Annotated in this window: 19 protein-coding genes; 9 read left to right on the forward strand and 10 right to left on the reverse strand. The window is 67.2% G+C overall.

The window, feature by feature from the left end:
- Positions 1 to 203: 203 nt before the first annotated feature.
- On the reverse strand, positions 204 to 1,904 hold the full coding sequence (locus OG817_RS10845; protein ID WP_406053682.1) for a sigma-54-dependent Fis family transcriptional regulator: 1,701 nt from the start codon (positions 1,902 to 1,904) through the stop codon (positions 204 to 206).
- A gap of 187 nt (positions 1,905 to 2,091) precedes the next feature.
- Between OG817_RS10845 and OG817_RS10850 the strand changes: the two genes are divergently transcribed.
- From OG817_RS10850 to OG817_RS10890, 9 genes are all read left to right on the forward strand, one after another.
- Complete coding sequence (locus OG817_RS10850; protein ID WP_131515078.1) at positions 2,092 to 3,729, forward strand: methane monooxygenase; 1,638 nt, start codon at positions 2,092 to 2,094, stop codon at positions 3,727 to 3,729.
- A gap of 79 nt (positions 3,730 to 3,808) precedes the next feature.
- Positions 3,809 to 4,849 carry an FAD-binding oxidoreductase gene (locus OG817_RS10855; protein ID WP_360449016.1) on the forward strand — a complete coding sequence of 347 codons (1,041 nt, stop codon included), beginning with the start codon at positions 3,809 to 3,811 and terminating at the stop codon, positions 4,847 to 4,849.
- A gap of 1 nt (position 4,850) precedes the next feature.
- Complete coding sequence (locus OG817_RS10860) at positions 4,851 to 5,948, forward strand: aromatic/alkene monooxygenase hydroxylase subunit beta (protein WP_406053685.1); 1,098 nt, start codon at positions 4,851 to 4,853, stop codon at positions 5,946 to 5,948.
- A gap of 2 nt (positions 5,949 to 5,950) precedes the next feature.
- On the forward strand, positions 5,951 to 6,286 hold the full coding sequence (gene mimD, locus OG817_RS10865; protein WP_131354711.1) for a propane 2-monooxygenase effector subunit MimD: 336 nt from the start codon (positions 5,951 to 5,953) through the stop codon (positions 6,284 to 6,286).
- A gap of 84 nt (positions 6,287 to 6,370) precedes the next feature.
- Positions 6,371 to 7,402, forward strand: coding sequence for an amidohydrolase family protein (locus OG817_RS10870; RefSeq protein ID WP_406053687.1), 1,032 nt, complete (start codon positions 6,371 to 6,373; stop codon positions 7,400 to 7,402).
- Positions 7,399 to 8,136 carry an iron-sulfur cluster assembly protein gene (locus OG817_RS10875; RefSeq protein ID WP_406053689.1) on the forward strand — a complete coding sequence of 246 codons (738 nt, stop codon included), beginning with the start codon at positions 7,399 to 7,401 and terminating at the stop codon, positions 8,134 to 8,136. The genes OG817_RS10870 and OG817_RS10875 overlap by 4 nt, the downstream gene beginning before the upstream one ends.
- A complete protein-coding gene (locus tag OG817_RS10880; RefSeq protein ID WP_406053691.1) occupies positions 8,133 to 9,158 on the forward strand; it encodes an NAD(P)-dependent alcohol dehydrogenase in 1,026 nt (341 codons plus the stop codon). The genes OG817_RS10875 and OG817_RS10880 overlap by 4 nt, the downstream gene beginning before the upstream one ends.
- 19 nt (positions 9,159 to 9,177) lie before the next feature.
- Positions 9,178 to 10,827 carry a chaperonin GroEL gene (gene groL, locus OG817_RS10885; protein WP_406053693.1) on the forward strand — a complete coding sequence of 550 codons (1,650 nt, stop codon included), beginning with the start codon at positions 9,178 to 9,180 and terminating at the stop codon, positions 10,825 to 10,827.
- A gap of 3 nt (positions 10,828 to 10,830) precedes the next feature.
- Positions 10,831 to 11,208: an ArsR/SmtB family transcription factor gene (locus tag OG817_RS10890; RefSeq protein WP_406053695.1), complete on the forward strand. Its 378-nt coding sequence runs from the start codon at positions 10,831 to 10,833 to the stop codon at positions 11,206 to 11,208.
- A 4-nt stretch (positions 11,209 to 11,212) separates the two neighbouring features.
- On the opposite strand, the gene groL (OG817_RS10895) is transcribed toward OG817_RS10890, so the two are convergent.
- The 9 genes from groL (OG817_RS10895) to OG817_RS10935 form a co-directional block, all read right to left on the reverse strand.
- Positions 11,213 to 12,904, reverse strand: a complete 1,692-nt coding sequence (gene groL, locus OG817_RS10895; RefSeq protein ID WP_406053697.1) for a chaperonin GroEL — start codon at positions 12,902 to 12,904, stop codon at positions 11,213 to 11,215.
- A 25-nt stretch (positions 12,905 to 12,929) separates the two neighbouring features.
- Complete coding sequence (locus OG817_RS10900) at positions 12,930 to 13,955, reverse strand: NAD(P)-dependent alcohol dehydrogenase (RefSeq protein ID WP_406053699.1); 1,026 nt, start codon at positions 13,953 to 13,955, stop codon at positions 12,930 to 12,932.
- Positions 13,956 to 13,957: 2 nt separating this feature from the next.
- Positions 13,958 to 14,665 carry an iron-sulfur cluster assembly protein gene (locus tag OG817_RS10905; protein ID WP_360448997.1) on the reverse strand — a complete coding sequence of 236 codons (708 nt, stop codon included), beginning with the start codon at positions 14,663 to 14,665 and terminating at the stop codon, positions 13,958 to 13,960.
- Complete coding sequence (locus OG817_RS10910; protein ID WP_406053702.1) at positions 14,665 to 15,708, reverse strand: amidohydrolase family protein; 1,044 nt, start codon at positions 15,706 to 15,708, stop codon at positions 14,665 to 14,667. Before OG817_RS10910 ends, OG817_RS10905 begins: the two co-directional genes overlap by 1 nt.
- 14 nt (positions 15,709 to 15,722) lie before the next feature.
- Entirely contained in the window at positions 15,723 to 16,097 is a 375-nt protein-coding gene (gene mimD, locus OG817_RS10915) for a propane 2-monooxygenase effector subunit MimD (protein WP_396393431.1), read from the reverse strand.
- A complete protein-coding gene (locus tag OG817_RS10920; RefSeq protein ID WP_406053704.1) occupies positions 16,094 to 17,278 on the reverse strand; it encodes a hypothetical protein in 1,185 nt (394 codons plus the stop codon). The genes mimD (OG817_RS10915) and OG817_RS10920 overlap by 4 nt, the downstream gene beginning before the upstream one ends.
- Positions 17,275 to 18,330: an NADH:ubiquinone reductase (Na(+)-transporting) subunit F gene (locus OG817_RS10925; protein WP_406053706.1), complete on the reverse strand. Its 1,056-nt coding sequence runs from the start codon at positions 18,328 to 18,330 to the stop codon at positions 17,275 to 17,277. Before OG817_RS10925 ends, OG817_RS10920 begins: the two co-directional genes overlap by 4 nt.
- A 90-nt stretch (positions 18,331 to 18,420) precedes the next feature.
- The gene (locus OG817_RS10930; protein ID WP_406053708.1) at positions 18,421 to 20,070 is read right to left on the reverse strand and encodes a hypothetical protein; all 1,650 of its coding nucleotides are present in this window, start codon (positions 20,068 to 20,070) and stop codon (positions 18,421 to 18,423) included.
- A gap of 95 nt (positions 20,071 to 20,165) precedes the next feature.
- A complete protein-coding gene (locus OG817_RS10935; RefSeq protein WP_406053710.1) occupies positions 20,166 to 20,411 on the reverse strand; it encodes a hypothetical protein in 246 nt (81 codons plus the stop codon).
- Positions 20,412 to 20,453: the final 42 nt, after the last annotated feature.

The following is a 20,453-nucleotide window of genomic DNA, read 5'->3' on the forward strand; positions in this document are numbered from 1 at the left end:
CGAACGCCACAGCACAAACGACCACACAGACAACAGCAAGCCCAACCCCACTACCGCTCCGCCGCGAACCCACCCCAGACCCCCTCAGTCGCCGCCTCACCAAGACAGACGCGACCACCCACCGGATTAGTTGCTCCGGTTCCAGGGATGGGGTCCAGGCTGTTACTCGAAGAGCTCAGCAGGCTTCGCGGGCGGCGCCCGGATCAGGTGACGATGCCGTAGTCGCGGATCTTGCGGTAGATGGTGGCTCGGGACATGCCGAGGGCCGATGCGGCGGCGGTTTTGTCGCCGTGGTGGGAGGCGAGGGCGCCGACGATGGCGTCGCGCTCCAGGGCTTCCATGCGGGTGAGGTGCCGGCGGGTTGTCGCGTGGCATTCGGCGGGGAGGTCTTCCAGTTCGACGACACCGGAGCGCCGGCGGCGGGCGACGTCGGTCAGTACCTTCCGCAGGTGCGTCACGTTGCCCGCCCACGGGAGGCGCATGAGCTGGTTGAGCGCCGCCCCGGACACCGTCACGCTGGTGACGCCGGCTCGCCCGAGCAGGTACCGCACCAGGACCGGGATGTCCTCGAGGTGATGACGCAGCGGAGGTACGGCGACAGTCCGCGGGAAGAACCGCAGTAGCTGCGTCCCGAGCTCGTCCTGGCCGCGCGACTGTCCGGTCAGCAGGGTCAGCGCGACCCACGGCTCGCGCGCCACCGAACTGTCGCGCACCGACTGCAGGAGGTCCACCAGACCCTGGATGACCTCCGCAGAGAGCAGGTGGGCGTTCCGGATGATGAGATCGGAGCCGGAGTCCAGTTCGCTGGTAGCGCAGGCGAGGAGATCACCCTGATCGCCGGCATCGAGCACCGCCAGTCGCCGGCTCGGCGAGCTGTAGTCGTGGACGGCGCGGAGCAGAGTCAACTTGCCTGCACCCGGCTCACCTTCGGCGACCAGCCACTCTGCCCGGCGACAGGCATCGAGCACATCCTGCGTCGTATGCCGCCACAGCGCGCTCGTCCCGGTCATGCCGGGAAGCGACGGGACTCTTCCACCACCGGTCGTGCGGGGTCCGGACCGCTGCTCCTTGATCTGCACGATCCCGCCGGCCAGAGCGTCGCCGAGGAACGTCGGCTGGTACGCCAGCCGGGCGCTGATCCCGCTGGGCAGGTCAGCGAGGAACGTGACCGGCTTGGTCCCGCCGCGGGCATCCCGGGTCCGGTCGATCAGCGCGGCCTGGTCGGTGGAGTCGAAGCGCTGCTGGGCATGGGCGTTGATCATGAAGACCTCGTCGCCGAGGGCGATCACCGAGCCTCCGGTGTGCCGGCAGACCGCGTAGTACTCGGTCAGCAGCGCCTGGTCGAGGGCGTTCGCCTCCTCCAGGACGCGCTCCTGGATCCGCCGGGCCGCGAGTTTGGCGAACGACAGCAGGATCGCGTTGGAGTTCTTCGCCTGGGTGGTGATGTCCAGGATCCCGAGCAGGCCGCCGGTGACCGGATGCGTGATCGGCGCCCCGGCGCAGGAGAAGCCGCGCAGTACACCGGTGTAGTGCTCCGCGCCGTCGATCAGGATGGGGCCGCCGACCTCCAGCGCGGTGCCGATCCCGTTCGTCCCGACCTCGGACTCGGCGTAGCGGAAACCGGGTGCCAGATCGACGGAGTCGAGCCGGCGGATCAGTGTCTTGTCGCCGCCGCGACGGTCCAGGACGATGCCGCGGGCATCGGTCAGGATGATGCACACGGGCTCGTTGGTCAGCTCCGACGCCAGGGCGTCGATCACCGGCCGGGCCGCCCGGGCCAGCGTGGTGCTGAGATCGAGACCGTCGAAGTAGGCGGGCGCGGGCCGGTCGGTGTCGACCAGGGACGCCTCCGAGCGCTGCCAGGACATCCGGATGGAGTCCCGGACGGCGGGTCTGGTGGCCATGGTCAGCTCCTTCCTCTCGGCCGACTCTTCGAGAGAACAACACGACCAACGGTAATTGGCAAGCTTGTGACTCACGTCTCACATTGAGACAGAACGCCCCCACCGGTGCGGCTTTCATGCCTGGAACGCAGCTCAGCCGTACCGCTGGAGCCGGGCAGAAGCCGGCTCCCGACCCTGGAGGCAGACATTGAGCAGGCAGAGTCTCACCAAGGCGCATGCCAAGATCACCGAACTCTCGTGGGAGCCCACCTTCGCCACTCCGGCGACCCGGTTCGGGACTGACTACACCTTCGAGAAGGCGCCGAAGAAGGACCCGCTGAAGCAGATCATGCGGTCCTACTTCCCGATGGAGGAGGAGAAGGACAACCGCGTGTACGGCGCCATGGACGGCGCCATCCGCGGAAACATGTTCCGCCAGGTCCAGCAGCGCTGGCTGGAGTGGCAGAAGCTGTTCCTCAGCATCATCCCGTTCCCGGAGATCTCCGCGGCCCGGGCGATGCCGATGGCGATCGACGCCGTACCGAACCCGGAGATCCACAACGGGCTCGCGGTGCAGATGATCGACGAGGTCCGGCACTCGACGATCCAGATGAATCTCAAGAAGCTGTACATGAACAACTACATCGACCCGGCCGGGTTCGACATGACCGAGAAGGCGTTCGCGAACAACTACGCGGGCACCATCGGCCGGCAGTTCGGTGAGGGGTTCATCACCGGTGACGCGATCACCGCCGCGAACATCTACCTGACCGTGGTGGCCGAGACGGCCTTCACCAACACGCTGTTCGTGGCCATGCCGGACGAGGCCGCGGCCAACGGCGACTACCTGCTGCCGACGGTCTTCCACTCGGTCCAGTCCGACGAGTCGCGGCACATCAGCAACGGGTACTCGATCCTGCTGATGGCGCTGGCCGACGAGCGCAACCGGCCGCTGCTCGAGCGCGACCTGCGGTACGCGTGGTGGAACAACCACTGTGTCGTGGACGCGGCCATCGGCACGTTCATCGAGTACGGCACGAAGGACCGCCGTAAGGACCGTGAGAGCTATGCGGAGATGTGGCGCCGGTGGATCTACGACGACTACTACCGCAGCTACCTGCTGCCGCTGGAGAAGTACGGACTCACCATCCCGCACGACCTGGTCGAAGAGGCCTGGAAGCGGATCGTGGACAAGGGCTACGTGCACGAGGTGGCGCGGTTCTTCGCCACCGGCTGGCCGGTCAACTACTGGCGGATCGACGCCATGACCGACAAGGACTTCGAGTGGTTCGAGGACAAGTACCCGGGCTGGTACTCGAAGTACGGCAAGTGGTGGGAGAACTACAACCGGCTGGCCTACCCGGGCCGGAACAAGCCGATCGCGTTCGAGGACGTCGGCTACCAGTACCCGCACCGGTGCTGGACCTGCATGGTGCCGGCGCTGATCCACGAGGACATGGTGACCGAGAAGGTCGACGGCCAGTGGCGCACCTACTGCTCCGAGACGTGCTACTGGACCGACGCGGTCGCGTTCCGCGGTGAGTACGACGGCCGGCCGACCCCGAACATGGGCCGCCTGACCGGCTTCCGCGAATGGGAGACGCTGCACCACGGCAAGGACCTGGCTGACATCGTCTCCGACCTCGGGTACGTCCGGGACGACGGCAAGACCCTGATCGGTCAGCCGCACCTGGACCTGGACGACCCGAAGAAGATGTGGACCCTCGACGACGTCCGCGGCAACACGTTCAACAGCCCCAACGTGCTGCTGAACGAGATGACCGACGCCGAGCGCGAGGCGCACATCGCGGCGTACAAGGCGAACGGCACCAAGGCCGTCGCCTGACCCCACCGAACCGGCTGGTGGCGGCGCGGGGATGAGCGTCGCCACCAGTCGTTCCACCCGAGCGTGAGGAGGCCCCGACGTGGCCGACACCCACCGGATCCGCTTCGAACCGGTCGACATCGAGATGGACGTCACCGAGGACGACAAGATCCTCGACGCGGCGTTCCGGCAGGGCATCCACCTGATGCACGGCTGCAAGGAGGGGCAGTGCTCCGCCTGCAAGTCGTACGTGCTGGAGGGCGACCTGCAGATGGAGCGCTACTCGACCTTCGCCTGCAACGACGCCGAAGTTGCCGAGGGCTACGTGCTGCTGTGCCGGGCACACGCCTTCAGTGACTGCACGATCGAGCTGCTCAACTTCGACGAGGAGGAGCTGCTCGGCGGGGTCCCGATCCAGACGCTGAGCGCCCGGGTGGTGGCGATCGAGCCGGTCACCCGCGACATCGTCTCGCTCCGGCTGAAGGCCGAGCGGGCGTTCGAGTTCAAGCCGGGCCAGTACGCCGACATCACCATCCCCGGCACCGACGACCACCGGTCGTTCTCGATGGCGACCACCCAGTCGACGCCGGACGACCTCGAGTTCCTGATCAAGAAGTACCCGGGCGGCCGGTTCTCGGCCTTGCTGGACGGCGAGCTGGCGGTAGGCGACGAACTGTCGCTGACCGGGCCGTACGGCTCGTCCACGCTGAAGGACGGCCACGTACTGCCGGTCGTCTGCGTGGCCGGCGGGGCCGGGATGGCACCCATCCTGTCCATCCTCCGGCACCTGCGGGAGACCGGCAGCACCCGTCCGGTCCGGTTCTACTACGGCGCCCGGACCGCGGGCGACCTGTTCTACCTCGACGCGATCCAGGAGCTCGGCGCGGAACTGGCCGGCTTCGAGTTCGTGGCCTGCCTGTCCGAGTCGGCCGCGGATGCGGACGGTCTCGTGGTCGAGGAGGGCAACGTCACCGACATCGTCGAGCGGCGGGAGGCGGAGCTGCACCGCAGCGAGGTCTACCTGTGCGGTCCGCCGCCGATGGTCGACGCTGCCTTGGCGTTGCTGGAGGCAACCAACGTGCCGAAGGACCAGGTCTTCTACGACAAGTTCACCAGCCCAGCGACTACCGATGGAGTCTGAGATGGAGCAAACCAAGCACCGCAGTTTCCCCAAGATCGAGTTCACCGACTCCGAGGCGGGGGCGCTGGAGTTCCCGAGCTCGAAGAGCCGGTCGTACAACTACTACAAGCCGGCCAAGCTGCGGGCGACGATGTACGAGGACGTCACCGTCGACGTCCAGCCGGACCCCGAGCGGCACCTGACGCAGGGCTGGATCTACGGGTTCGGCGACGGCCCCGGCGGTTACCCGAAGGAGTGGACCGCCGCGAAGTCGTCGAACTGGCACGCCTTCCTCGACCCGAACGAGGAGTGGAACCAGACGATCTACCGGAACAACTCCGCGGTCGTCCGTCAGGTCGACCTGGGCCTGCAGAACGCCAAGCGGGCCAGGGCGTACGACGCCTGGAACCCGGCCTGGCTGAAGTTCGTCGAACGCAACCTCGGTGCCTGGATGCACGCCGAGAACGGCCTGGCGCTGCATGTCTTCACCAGCATCCAGCGGTCCGGACCGACGAACATGATCAACACCGCGGTGGCCGTCAACGCCGCCCACAAGATGCGTTTCGCCCAGGACCTGGCCCTGTTCAACCTCGACCTGGCCGAGGCCGAGGTGGAGTTCGACGGCGCCGCCCACAAGGAGGTCTGGCAGAGCGCGCCGGAGTGGCAGCCGACGCGTGAGGTGGTCGAGCGACTGACCGCCGTCGGCGACTGGTGCGAGCTGCTGTTCGCCACCAACATCGTGTTCGAGCAGCTGGTCGGCTCGCTGTTCCGGACCGAGCTGGTGATGCAGATCGCGGCCCGCAACGGTGACTACCTGACGCCGACCATCGTCGGCACCGGCGAGCACGACTACGACCGCGACCTGGCCTACACCCGCAACCTGTTCCGCCTGCTGACCCGCGACGAGCAGTACGGCGAGACCAACAAGGTGCTGTTCGGCGAGTGGCTGACGACCTGGGTGCCGCGCTGCATCGCTGCTGCGCAGGCGTTGCAGCCGATCTGGTCGCAGCCGGCCGACAAGTCCGTCACGTTCGCGGACAGCCTGGACGCGGCCAAGCAGAAGTTCCGTTGCCTGCTCGAGGACCTCGGGCTGGACATTCCGAAGGAGCTGGACAAGTGAGCATGCAGTTCGGATCTGCCGCCGAGTTCTCCAACAAGACCGGTGTGACCCTGATGAACACTCCCGTCGGCCGGGTCGTCGCCCAGGTGATGGGCGCCAAGGACGGCGTCGAGCTGACCGAGTACCCGTCGATGATCCGGGTCGACGGGACCGGCGTACTCGACTTCGACTACGCCGAACTGACCGACGCGCTCGGCTCGGAGTTCGACGGCTCGGTGTTCGAGGAGATCAGCTCCACCCACTACGGCCGGATGGTCCACCTCGACGACAAGACCCTCCTGTTCGCCAGCCCCGAGGACGCCGCCGAATACATCGGCTTCGACCTGACCGTGCACTAACACGCTGTGCCGCTCCGGTCCGGGGCCTGGCCCGCGCCCGGACCGGAGCTCATCCCGAGATCAGACCCACGAAGCGAGGACGTCATGTACGAGAAGAACGGCGAGAAGTACTACGTGGTCGACGCGCACGTACACATCTGGGACGGCCGCGAGTCGAACCTGAAGAACGTGCACGGCAAGCAGTTCATCGACTGCTTCTACGACTACCACCGCAACCTCAGCCCGGAAGACGTGGTGTGGGACTACGACACCTACACCTACTACGGCGGCGACCGGTTGATGAAGGACGTCTTCGACGACGGGTACGCCGACCACGCGATCTTCCAGGCCACGCTGCTCAGCGACTTCTACAAGAACGGGTTCGGCCAGACCGAGGAGGCGTTCGGGCTGGCGTCCAAGCACCCGGACAAGCTGACCTACAACCACGCCTACGACCCGCGCAACGGTGAGGAGGGTCTGGAGCAGCTCCGGCGGGACTCCGAGCGGATGAACCTCAAGGGCGTGAAGCTCTACACCGCCGAGTGGCACGGTGACTCGCGCGGTTACAAGCTCGACGACCCGTGGTCGCGCCGGTACCTGGAGGAGTGCCTCAAGCTCGGCATCAAGAACATCCATGTGCACAAGGGCCCCACGATCCGCCCGCTCGACCGGGACGCGTTCGACGTCGCCGACATCGACAAGGTCGCGACCGACTACCTGGACCTGAACTTCATCGTCGAGCATGTCGGCCTGCCCCGGCTGGAGGACTTCTGCTGGATCGCCACCCAGGAGTCCAACGTGTACGGCGGTCTCGCGGTGGCCATGCCGTTCGTGCACGCCCGGCCGAAGTACTTCGCGCAGATCATCGGCGAACTGCTCTACTGGCTCGGCGAGGACAAGATCCTGTTCGCCAGCGACTACGCGCTCTGGACGCCCCAGTGGCTGGTGGAGAAGTTCGTGGACTTCCAGATCCCCGCGGAGCTGCCGGAGTACGCGCCGATCACGACCGCGCAGAAGAAGAAGATCCTCGGCCTGAACGCGGCCGCGCTGTACGACCTCGACGTACCGCAGGAGCTGCGGCTGCCCACCGATGCCGGTGACGCCTCTGTCGAGGTGGCGGCCGGCGCACGCGCATGACGGCCGTCGCGACCTCGGTGGTCGACGAGATCGTGGCCGCCTTGGCGACGGTCACGGATCCGGAACTGGACGAACCCATCACAACGCTGGGGTTCGTCCGGTCGATCCGGATCGACGACACCAAGGTCGTGGTCCATCTGCGGCTGCCGACGTCGTTCTGCTCGCCGAACTTCGCGTACCTGATGGCATCCGACGCCGTCGACGCGCTCCGGCGGGTCGACGGCCTGGGACGGGTTGTGGTGCGACTCGACGATCACCACGACTCGGACAAGATCAACGCCGGCCTCGCCGCCGACGCCGGGTACGTCGGCACGTTCGGTGTCGAGGCGGAGACGAGCCTGGACGAACTGCGCCGGATCTTCCGGCACAAGGCGCATACCGCGGCGATGGAGCGCTGTGCCGAGGCGGTGCTGAAGGCCAGCGGGATGACGGTCGACGATCTCCACCAGGTCACCCTCGCCGATCTCCCGGACGGTCCGCACAAGGAGGCGTTGCTGCGACGACGGGTCGCGATCGGTCTCGGCGTACATCCGGACGAACCGGTGCTGGTGGACGAGGACGGTGCGCCGCTCGCCGCCGAGGCGGTCCCGTTGCGGCTCCGGTTCGCCAAGGCCGTGCGGATCTCGATCGAGGGAAACTCCCACTTCTGCCGCGGACTGCTCGCGACCCGGTACGCCGACGTGGAGCCCGACGGCATGTCCATCCGAGTCACGAACGCAAGGAGCACGTCATGAGGGCGGTCCAGGTAGTCGGCTACCACACCAAGTTGCAGCTCACCGACATACCCGAAGCCGAGATCCAGGGGCCGCTCGACGTGATCGTGAGGATCGGCGGTGCGGGGGTGTGCAGGACCGACCTGCACATCCTCGAAGGGCAGTGGGCCGGGAAGAGCGGCGTCGCGCTGCCGTACACGATCGGCCACGAGAACGCGGGCTGGGTGCACGCCGTCGGCGATGCCGTCACCAACGTCCAGCCGGGCGACAAGGTGATCCTGCATCCACTGATGACCTGTGGCCTGTGCCGTGCCTGCCGCTCCGGTGACGACGTGCACTGTGAGAACAGCCGGTTCCCGGGCATCGACACCGACGGCGGGTACGCCGACTACCTGCGGACCACTGCCCGCAGCGTGGTCCGGATCGACGACAGCCTCGATCCGGCCGACGTAGCCGCACTCGCGGATGCCGGACTGACGGCGTACCACGCGGCGGCCAAGGTGGCCCGGTCGACCAGGCCCGGGGACGTCTGCGTGCTGATCGGCGCCGGCGGTCTCGGCCACATCGGCATCCAGGTGCTGAAGGCGATCTCGGCCGCGACCTTGGTCGTGGTCGACCGCAACCCGGCGGCGGTCGAGCTGGCCGTCGCGATCGGGGCCGATCACGGCATTGTTGCCAACGGCACCCAGGTGGAGGACGTACTCGCGCTCACCGGCGGGAAGGGCGCGGAGGCGGTCGTGGACTTCGTCGGCGAAGGCGGCGCCACCTCCGAGGGTGTCCGGATGCTCCGCCGGGCCGGCAACTACTACGTCGTCGGGTACGGCGAGGACCTCGTCGTACCGACGATCGACATCATCTCGACCGAGATCAACTTCGTCGGCAACCTGGTCGGCTCCTACACCGATCTGCAGGAACTGATGGTGCTGGCCGCGCAGGGCAAGGTCGCCCTGCACACCACGAAGTACCCACTCGCCGACTTCCAGCAGGCTCTCGATGACCTCGACGCGGGCAGGGTCCGCGGCCGGGCGATTCTCATCCCGTGACCCGAAAGGTGGTCTGACCATGGCAAAGGAACTGCGGTTCAACGAGGAGGCACGCCGGCTGCTCGAGTCCGGCGTGAACTCGCTCGCCGACGCGATCAAGGTGACGCTCGGCCCGAAGGGGCGCAACGCCGTCCTGGAGAAGCTGACCGGCCCGCCGACCATCACCAACGACGGCGTGACGATCGCGAAAGAGATCCAGCTGCGCGAGCCGTTCGCGAACATGGGCGCCCAGCTGGTGAAGGAAGTCGCGATGAACACCAACGGTGTCGTCGGCGACGGCACCACGACGGCGACCGTGCTGGCGCAGGCGATGGTCCGTGAGGGACTGCGCGCGGTCGACGCCGGCGCGAACCCGATGCGGGTCCGTCGTGGCATCGAGCAGACAGTTCCGGTCGTGGTGGAGACGCTGCGCTCGTGGGCCGCCGAGGTCGGCGGCCCGGACGACCTGCGGCACATCGCGACGCTGGCCGCCAGTGACGACGAGACGATCGGCGAGGTGATCGCCGACGCGGTCACTCGGGTCGGCCGCAACGGCGTCGTCACCACGGAAGAGTCCGATGCCATCGGTCTGTCGGTCGAGATCGTGGACGGGATCGAGTTCGACCACGGCTATGTGTCGCTGTACATGGTCACCGACAAGGAGCGGATGGAGGCCGTCTACGAGAACCCGGTCATCCTGCTCACCAACAAGAAGATCTCCCAGGTGCAGGACATCATGCCGACGGTCGAGGCGGCCAAGCGCGCGGACCGGCCGCTCGTCGTACTGGCCGAGGACGTCGACGGTCCGGCGCTGCAACTGCTTGTCGGCGGCAACATGCACAACACGATGCGGTCGGTTGTCGTCCGGGCTCCCGGCTTCGGGCACCGCCGCGTGGCCGAGCTCGAAGACCTCGCGGTGGCTCTGGGCGGTCAGGTCATCGCGACCGACACCGGGCTGGACCTGGCCGAAATCGCGCTGAACCACCTCGGGTCGTGTGACCGGATCACGATCACCGAGGACCGGACGACGATCGTCGGGGGTCACGGCGACGCGAACCTGGTGGACGCGCGGCTGAGCCAGCTGGAGACGCAGTTCGAGCGGGCCAGGATCGACGCCGACCGGGACAACCTGCAGCTGCGGATGGCCCGGCTGTCCGGGCGGGTGGCTGTCATCCAGGTTGGCGGCGCGACCAGCGTCGAGCGCAAGGAGCGGATGCTGCGGGTCGAGGACTCGCTGGCCGCGACCCGGGCCGCGGTCGAGGAGGGTGTCGTGGCCGGCGGAGGTACGGCGCTCGTCCAGGCACAGGAGGCGGTGTCACGGGTCGAGCTGACCGGTGACGCCGCGGTCGGCCGCGAGGTCGTCCGGCGGGCGTTGCCCGAGCCGCTGCGATGGATCGCGATCAACGCGGGGTACGACGGTGACGAGGTCGTCGCCAAGGTCGCGAGCCAGCCGCTCGGCACCGGCTTCAACGCGCTCACCGGCCAGTACGCCGACATGTTCGACGAAGGTGTGATGGACCCGCTCAAGGTAACCAGGGCAGCCCTGGAAAGTGCTGCCTCGATCGCGGCGCTGCTGATCACCACCGAGACCGCGGTCGTCGAGGAGATCCTCGGCAACCCCGGTGCGATCATGGCCCCCGGCTTCGGCGACCTGGCCGAAGGCATGGTCCGTCCGTCCAACATCTACTGAGTCATGACCGAGCCGACCAGTCTGCAGCTGCACGCCGCGGCCCGCACCCTTGGGCTGCTCGTCGCGCCCGTGCGGCTGCACCTGGTCTGGCTCGCCACCAACGGCGAGTACGACGTAGGCACGCTGGCCGATCGTGCCGGCGTCAGCATCACCACGGCCAGCCAGCACCTCGCCAAACTCCGCCTGGCCGGTCTCATCTCGCTGCGTCGGGAGGGCAGGCGCCGCATCTACACCGTCGACGATCCGCACATCGTGGCCCTGGTCGACCAGATCCTCGCCCACATCGCCCCCGACGGCACACTCGCGCCCGACCCACCCCTCCGCGCCGCCCAGACAGGGCACCGCCGGCTCGAGCGGAAGGTTCGAGCCGGCGGGCGGTGAGGGGTCAGCCGACCGACGGGCCGAGACCCAGGGACTGAGGTGTGCTGGAGTCGGGGGAGGGCTGGTGCAGCCCTTCGTCCAGAGCGCCGTACTCGGTCATCAGGGCGGCGCTGCCGCCCCACGGTGTCTGCTCCTCGGCGACCAGTGTGTTGGTGGTGAGCAGCAGGCCGGCGACCGAGGCGCCGTTCTGTAGTGCTGAGCGGGCGACTCGGAGGGGATCGACGATCCCCATGTCGAGCATGTTCCCGTACTTGCCTTCGAGCGCGTCGAAGCCTTCGTCGACTCCGAGCTGCGAGGTCCGTTCCAGGACCTCCGCGCCGTTGTAGCCGGCGTTCGCGGCGATCAGGTACGCCGGCTCGCGCAACGCCCGCCGGACGATTTTCACACCGATGGCGTAGTCGTCCTTGACGTCGAGACTGTCGAGCGCCGACTCGGCATGGAGCAGAGCCATCCCGCCACCGGCGACGATGCCCTCGGCCATGGCGGCGCGGGTCGCCGACAAAGCATCCTCGACTCGGTGCTGCAGTTCCTTCAGCTCGGCCGGCGTCGGGGCACCGACCCGGATCACCGCGACCTTGCCGGACAATGCACCGATCCGCTCGGTGAGCACGTCCTCGTCGACCCCGAACGTCGCCCGCTCCAACTCGGCACGCAACTGCGTGATCCGGAATTCGACGTCCTTCTCGTGCCCGGACTCGGCGACGATCGCCGTACGGTCCGCGGTCACCCTGACCTGGTCCGCCCGGCCGAGCTGCTCGAGCCGCATCGTCTCGAGGGTGAATCCGGAGTGGCGGCTGTAGACCGCGCCGCCGGTGATCGCCGCGATGTCCTCCAGTTTGTGCAGCCGCCGGTCACCGAAGCCCGGCGCCTTGACCGCCACGCACTGGAAGAGGCGGTTCACGTGGTTGTGCACCAGCATGCTGAGCGCGGTGCCCTCGAGGTTCTCCGCGAGGATCACCAGCGGCTTCGGCTCCCGCATGATCTTGTCCAGCAGCGGCATGATCTCCTGCACCTTGGTGATCTTCTCGCTGCACAACAGGATGTACGGGTCGTCCAGCACGGCCTGCAGGCTGCCCGGGTCCGTGACCATGTACGGCGACAGGTAGCCGTTGTCGAACTCGAAGCCCTCGACGAAGTCGACCCGCATGCCGTGCACGGCCGACTCCTCGACGGTGACGATGCCGCCGTCGCCGACGGTGTACAGGGCGTTCGCGATCACGGCGCCGACCATGTCGTCGTCGTTGGCCGAGATGGCCGCGACCCGGGCGAAGTCGTGCTCGGTGGCGACCGGGTGCGCCACCTCTCGGAGCCGCTCCACCAACCGGGCCACGGCCATGTCGATGCCGCGCTTCACCAGCACCGGGTTCCCACCGGTGCTGATCGCGGCCATGCCCTCGCGGATGATCGCCTGGGCGATCACGGTCGCCGTGGTGGTTCCGTCGCCGACGATGTCGTTGGTCTTGATCGCGGCTTCCTTGACCAGCTGGGCGCCCATGTTCTCGAACTGGTTCTTCAGATGGATCTCCCGGGCGATGGTCACGCCGTCGTTGGTGACCACCGGCGATCCGGTGATCTTCTCCAGGATCACGTTGCGGCCCTTCGGGCCCAGGGTCGATTTCACCGCGTCCGCCAGCTGGTCCACTCCGGACAGCAGCAGGTCGCGGGCCTGCTCACCGAATCGCAGTTCCTTGGCCATCAGAGCCCTCCCGGTCGGTCGTGACTTACGGAACGAGGATCGCGCGGCCGCGGACCCGGCCGGCGTCGAGATCGGCGACCGCATCGACGGCCGCGTCCAGCGGGTAGGTCCTGGTGTGCAGGGTGACCTTCCCGGCCTGGGCGAGCGCCATCAGCTCGGCCAGTTCGTTGAAGGTGCCGACGATGTTGCCGATGATGTTGCGCTCGGTCGAGATGATGTCGAGGGTCGGGATCTGGACCTGGCCGCCGTACCCGATGACGAAGTACGAACCGGCCGGTGCGGTCATCGCGAAGCCGTCCTGCTCCGCACCCTGTTCGGCGACGAAGTCGAGTACGACGTTCGCGCCGACGCCGCCGGTCAGGTCGAGGACCGCCTCCACCTGTTTGCCGTCGGCAACCACTGTCTGATCGGCGCCGAGCTGCTCGGCCAGCTTCAGGGCCTCCGGGTTGCGGTCGACGACGATGATCCTGGTCGCGGTGAGGGCGGCCAGGCACTGGATCCCGATGTGCCCGAGACCGCCGGCACCGATCACGACGCACGTCGTGCCGGGCGGGAGGAGCGGGATCGCCTTGCGGACCGCGTGGTACGCCGTGATGCCGGCATCGGCCAGCGCCGCGACGTCCTGCGGCCGGGTGCTCGGGTCGAGCTTCACGCAGGCACGCGCCGACGTCAGCAGGTATTCCGCCATGCCGCCGTCGCTGTCGAGACCCGGGAAACTGCTCTGCGCGCAGTGCATGTCGTTGCCGGCCCGGCAGGCGGCGCAGAGTCCGCAGGTCGGGGTCGGGTGCAGGATGACCGTGTCACCGACCTGGACGTTGGTCACCGCCGAACCGATCTCGTGCACCCAGCCGGCGTTCTCGTGGCCGATCGTGTACGGCAGGGCCGGGTGCATCGCTTCGGCCCACTGGCCTTCGATGATGTGCAGGTCGGTGCGGCACACCCCGGCGCCGCCGATCTTGACGATCACGTCCAGCGGGCCCTTGACGACCGGTTCCGGTACGTCGTCGACGACCGGCTGCTGGTGGTATCCGTGCAGTCGAACGGCCTTCATCCCTACTCCTCCTCGCCGACGCCGGCTTCGGCGTACCGGTGGCGCAGCATTCCCCTGCAGATGCCGGTGTTGGCCTCGATCCCGGTCCGGGTGACGCGGGCCAACCCGAGATGCCTCGTCGCCTCGGCACCGGTGATGGGGGAGCCGGTGCCGGGGTCGACGAGGAGCGGAGCGGAGGGATCGGTGCGCAGCCCGAGTTCGGCCCGCCGCCGCAGCAGCCGCTCCAATTCGGCAGACGCGGGGACGTCGCCGAGTGTCATCGTGGCGAGCCGGGCCGGATCGGCGCCGGCGGCCCGCAGCGGCCGGCACACCTGGTCCGTCCCGGCCAGCATCGCCTTGGTCACGAAGGTCCGGCGCAGCTCGTCGAGCTCGCCGTCCGCCTCGCCCGTGAACGAGGCGGCGAATCCAGCCCGCGCCGCCACCCCGGCGTTGATCTGGTCGGACGCGAAGTGGTCCACGAGCGCGACGTCGACACCGCGGACGCCGGGCAGGGCGGCGACCACGTCGTACGCGTCGGCGACCATCAGGAAGGCGAAGTTGGGCGCGCAGAAGTACGTCGGCAGCCGCAACCGCACCACGACGTCACCGGCGGCCGACACGACGCAGGTGGACACGAAACCCAGCGTCGTGATCGGCTCGTCCAGCTCCGGGTCCCGGACCGCGTCCAGCGCGGTCAGGACCCGGGACTTCTCCCCAGTCACCGCCGTCATTACTGGGTGACCAGCTTGGCGTCGTCCTGCGCGGCCGGCTCCGCCTCCTTGAGCTGGAGCTCGTCGGGGACCTTGAGGTCGTACAGCTTCGCGGCGTTCAGGCCCAGGATCTTCTTCTTGCCCTCCACTCCGAGTCGTGGGTAGTCGGCGAACTCGTCGCCCGCTGGGAACTCCCAGTCGACGAAGCCCTCGATCTGCCACTTCGGCTCCCAGATGCCGTAGTCGCTGCCGAAGGTCATCTTGTCCTCGCCGACCCAGAACAGCAGCTCGCCCATCACCTTCGCGAAGAACCGCGGCCGGGCGTTCATCAGGCCGCCGATGACGACCGACAGGCCGGCGTACACGTTGGGTTCCTGGGTCGCCATGAAGCAGAAGTCCTCGATCCGCGGCAGTCCCACGTGCTCGACGATGAAGTTGAGCTCGGGGAAGTCGGTCGCGGCGTGATCCACGTCGGAGACGTCGAACGCGTCCTTGTCCAGCGGCCAGATCGTGGGGCCCTTGTGGACATGGATGTTCTTGATCCCGAGCTCCTGGGCCTTCTCCAGGAAGCGGTAGGCCGCCGGGTCACTGAGCTTGTAGCCGCGCGAGCCGGCGTTCCACTCGGCGGTGTAGAGCTTGACCCCGCGCGATCCGTACCGGTCGACGTTCCTCTTCAGGTCCTCCAGTCCCGGATCGCCGTCGCGCGGGTCGAACCGGGTGTTGTGGACGAACATGCCCGGGTGCTTCTCGCCCAGTGCGGCGTTGCGCTCGGTGGTGTTGAACCCTTCGATGTACCACTCCTTCAGGTACGTCGGCTGGAACACCGCGACGTCCACGTAGCCGTCCTCGAAGACGTCCTTCATCAGGTCGTCCTCGGAGTACTTCATGAACTTCTCGATGGTCCAGTGGGTCTCCTTCGGCGCGAGACTCTGGTAGGCGTGGAAACACTCGATCCAGCCCTTCGCGTACTGTTCGGCGCCCGGCACCCAGTTGTCCGGCGAGGCGTCCCAGTAGTGCATGTGACTGTCGACGACGAAGTACTTCTGACCGTCCTTCTCGTACATCCGGCCCTCCTCTTTTACTTGGAAGCCGACAGGTCGAACCCGATGTATTCGGCCGCGTCCTCTGGATTGGCGAACATGATCGTCCGGTCGTCGAGGTGGACCATGCGCCCGTAGTGGGTCGACATGTTCTCCTCGAACTCGGCCTGGTCGAAGTACCCGGGCTCCTCACCGAGCGCCTCGGAGATGTCGTCGTAGATGAACTCCATCTTGCCGACCGCGTCGACGCGGATCATCGACGGCAGCGGCGTCACCGTGACGTTGTCCAGCTCTCTCATCACGTCGGCGACGACCGCCCCGACCTGGTTGTTCATCAGCGTGACGCCGCACCGGTTGGACGCGGTGTTGTCGGACTTGAAGGGGCTCTCGACGACTGCCTTGAGCGTGGTCACTGTGCCAACTCCTTCGGTTCCTCGAGGCCCAGCGAGGTGACGATGCCGCTGAACCGGCTCTTGACCCGGTCGAGGCCGTCCTCGAACCGCGGCGGTTTCGCGTCCGGCTGCGACCACAGCGGCTGCAGGGTCCGGGCTGCCGTCAACGCCCGCGAGGTCCAGTCCGCGGCCCAGTCCTGCATGATCGACTTGTTGTGGTCGGCGAACTCGCGGTCGTTGGTGAGCAGCTCGAACATCGCCGTCGTGTAGCGCAGGTCGCGCTCGGCGAAGTCGTACTCGGCGGCGCCGATCACGGTCGGCGTGACGAAGTCGCCGTTCCTGGGCGCGGCCTGCTGGACCAGCTGGCTGCGGAACAGTTCGCCGACGATCGGCTCGAACACGACGTTCGCGGCGAAGATCGCCTCACACCAGTCGTCGATCCCGGTCAGCCGCTCGGCGAGTTCGCGGACACCCTGCCAGGCCGGGTCTGACTTCCACGTCTCCAAGTGGGCGCTGCCGTCGAAGCCCTCGATCTCCTCGGACAGCGTCAGGTTGTACAGCGCGAGATCCTGGGCGGCGCGGATCCGGTGCATGCTGTTCACCGAGATCGCGTTGTTGTGCATGTTCGTCGGTGCGCGCCGGTTCGCGTTGGCGTACAGGTAGAGGCCGAGACCGTGGTCGACGTGCATCCAGGCGCCGATGTGGTGTTCGACGAAGCGCACCCAGTTGGTGTTCCACTGCTCGAAGGCCTTGGACTGCCGGGCGGCCTCGATGTTCTGGGTGATCTGGCGGACGACGTTGGAGTTGTAGCGGTAGAGCGAGAGCTCCCACTCCTCGTTCGGGTCGCGGAACTCGTGCCAGCCGGTCGCCGGCCAGTTCTCGACGATCATGCCGCCGGTGCCCGGTCCGCGCTTCGGCGCGGGCTTGTCCGAGCCCCACGCCTTCAGCGCGGTCCAGTCCAGCGGATACCCGCCGCGCCCGTCGGCGAACCCGTACAGCCAGCCCTGGGTGAGGTAGTGCCGCGGATCCGGTTGGACCTCGACGGTCACGTCCTCATAGTGGCTCTGCTTGCGCTTCTGCGGCGTGTAGTAGTTGAACTGCCGTGAGTACGAGTCCGGGAACACGCGAGCGCCAGCTTCGGCGTCGGTGAAGACCGGCTTCGGCACGCTCCGCCCTGTGGCGGAGTCTTGTGTGGTGGTCATCGGCTCTCTGCCTCCAGCACCTTCGAGTCACCGGCGTCGCCGGTCGTGGTGAACTTGTCGTAGTAGATGTGCTTCGTGACGACGCCCAGCCCTTCGAGCAGCGGGATCGCGGCCTCCACCATCGGTGGCGGACCGCAGACATAGGCGTCGGCTCCGGCCAGATCCGGTTCGTGCCGGCGGACGACGTCGGTGATCAGACCGACCTCGCCGTCCCACTCGGCGTCCTCGGCCGGCTCGGACAGCGCCGGTACGTACTTGAACCCCGGTAGGACCTCCTGCAGCGCCCGGAGCTCCTCGTCGAAGCACAGATCCAGGTGGGTCCGGGCTCCGTAGTAGTAGGTCGCCGGCCGGTTGATCCCGCGCTCGGCCATCGATCGCAGCAGCGACAGGATCGGTGCCATCCCGGCGCCGCCACCGACGAAGACAATTCGGGCGCCCGGGTTGTCCCGCAGGGTGAAGACACCGAACGGCCCGGACAGCTCCAACCGGTGACCGACCTCCAACTTCTGATCGAGGAAATCCGAGAAGATACCGCCCGGGTAGACCTTGATCACGAACTCCAGCTGCCCGCTCTCCCGGCTGGAGGTGTTCGCCATCGAGAACGAGCGCGTGGCGTCCCAGCCCGGAACCCGGATGTCGACGTACTGGCCGGGGAAGAACTTCAGCTCGCCGGGATCCACCAGCTCGAGGACAAGATGGCGCAGGTCGTGGGTGACCGGCGTGATCGCAACGACCTCGGCGGTACGGTCCTGGATCGGCAGCCCGGAGCGGATCATCTCCTCGTCGTAGTTGAGCAGCTCGATCGTGAGGTCCTCGTAGGGATGGGCGCGGCACAGCAACGTGTAGCCCTCGTCCAGTTCGTACTCGGGCAGCGCGAACGTCGAGTAGCGGTCCAGCTCGATGTCCTCGCCGTCCAGGACGAACGACTTGCAGGACGAGCACTGGCCCTCCTTGCAGCCGTGCATGAGCATCACGCCCTGCTCGGCCGCGGCGCGCAGGATCGTCTGATCCTCGTCGACCTCGATCTCGATGCCGACGGGCTCGAACCTCACGACATGCTTATCGCCCATGGTTCCTGACGTCTCTGCGGGGACGGACCGGGGCGGGCGGACACGGGGGTGCCGCCCGCCCCGAGGGGGGGATCACGCGTCGGCGGGTGCGCGGCCGGCGGGGCCACCACGCACATAGCGGGCGGCGAACGCGGTCCGCTCGTCGTCACTCATCTCGTTCAGCAGCACGTTCGGGCTCGCCAGTGGCGGGCACTTGCGCAGGTCGTCCAGCGTCCACATCTTGTCCGGGTTCAGGTCGAGGTGTGGTTGCGCGACCATGGTCTTGCCGTCGTCCCTGACGAAGCCCATGTCGGACACCACGTCGGCCCAGTTCCAGCCGTGGTACAGCGTCTCCCACTCGCGGTGGCCGATCAGCTTGCCCATGTTCGGCGTCTGCCGGCCCTGGTACGTCGGCCGGAAGGCGACCTCATCGGTCCAGCGGCACATGTCGTGGCAGTAGGTCCGCCACTGGCCGTCGACCTTGGCCATCACCATGTCCTCGCGGACCAGGCACGGGACCATGCAGGTCCAGCACCGGTGCGGGTACTCGTAGTCGACGTCCTCGAAGACGATCGGCTTGTGCCCGTTCGGCATCGACAGGCGGTTGTAGTTCTCCCACCAGGCGCCGTACTTGTCGTACCAGCCGGGGTACTTGTACTCGAACCACTCGAAGTCCTTGTCGGTCATCGGGTCGATCCGCCAGTAGTTGGCCAGCCAGCCGGTGGCGAAGAACTGCGCCACCTCGTGCACGTAGCCCTTGTTCCAGATCTGGTTCCAGGACTCCTCGATCAGGTCGTGCGGGATCTCGAGGCCGTACTTCTCCAGCGGCACCAGGTAGCTGCGGTAGTAGTCGTCGTAGATCCAGCGCCGCCACATCTCCGCGTAGCTCTCGCGGTCCTTGCGGCGGTCCTTGGTGCCGTACTCGATGAAGGTGCCGATCGCGGCGTCGACGACACGGTGGTTGTTCCACCACGCGTAGCGCAGGTCGCGGGCGAGCAGCTGGTGGTTGCCTTCGTCGGCGAGTGCCATCAGTAGCGTCGCGTAGCCGTTGCTGATGTGCCGGGACTCGTCGGACTGGACCGAGTGGAACACGGTCGGTAGCAGGTAGTCGCCGTTCGCGGCCGCCTCGGCCGGCATGGCGACGAACAGCGTGTTGGTGAATGCCGTCTCCGCCACGATGGTCAGGTAGATACTGGCCGCCGTGATGGCATCACCGGTGATGAACCCCTCGGCGAACTGACGGCCGATGGTGCCGCAGTAGTCGCTCTGGAAGTTCCGCAGGCTGGAGTTGAAGCCGGCGGGGTCGATGTAGTTGTTCATGTACAGGCGCTTGAGGTTCTGCTGGATCGTCGAGTGCCGTACCTCGTCGATCATCTGGATCGCCTGGCCGTTGTGCAGTTCCGGGTTCGGCACCGTCCGGAACAGCAGCGGCATCGCCCGGGCGGCCGAGATCTCCGGCAGCGGGATGATGCTCAGGAACAGCTTCTGCCATTCCAGCCAGCGTTCCTGCACCTGGCGGAACATGTTTCCGCGGATGGCTCCGTCGGAGGCGCCGTACACGCGGTGGTCCTTCTCCTCCTGCATCGGGAAGTACGACCGCAGGACCTGCTTGAGGGGGTCCTTCTTCTGCGCCTTCTGGAACGTGTAGTCGGTCCCGTAGTGCGAGACCGGCTCGTGATACGCAGGTTCCCAGGACAATTCCTGGATCTTCTGGTGGGCCTTCGCCACACTTTGGCGACTCATGGCACTCCTCACACTCGTGGCCGACTGCACTTGCAGTACATCGCCGCTGTGACCGCCGTGGAGGTCTCAAATTGAGATGACGGACGGTCACCGGCTCAGGGGCTGCCGAACATCGCCTGTCTGAGCTCCGCCAGCCGGGCGTTCTTGGCCAGCGCGATCTGCTCGTCACCCTGCGGATCGGGCTGGATCCCGAACGCCTGCAGGAGAGCGGCGGCCGGCTCGCCCGGGTTCCCGGTCGCACCGAGGACCGGATGGAGCCCGGCGTCGGCCAGGTGCTCGAAGACGACGTTCACGACAGTCCACGGGTTGTAGGTCTGCCGGCTCGGGACAGCGCTGTCCATCGCAACCTCCTGATCGCTGCTTCGATCACAATCCCGCCGGGC

Source organism: Kribbella sp. NBC_00889 (assembly GCF_045207705.1).
Lineage (GTDB): Bacteria > Actinomycetota > Actinomycetes > Propionibacteriales > Kribbellaceae > Kribbella.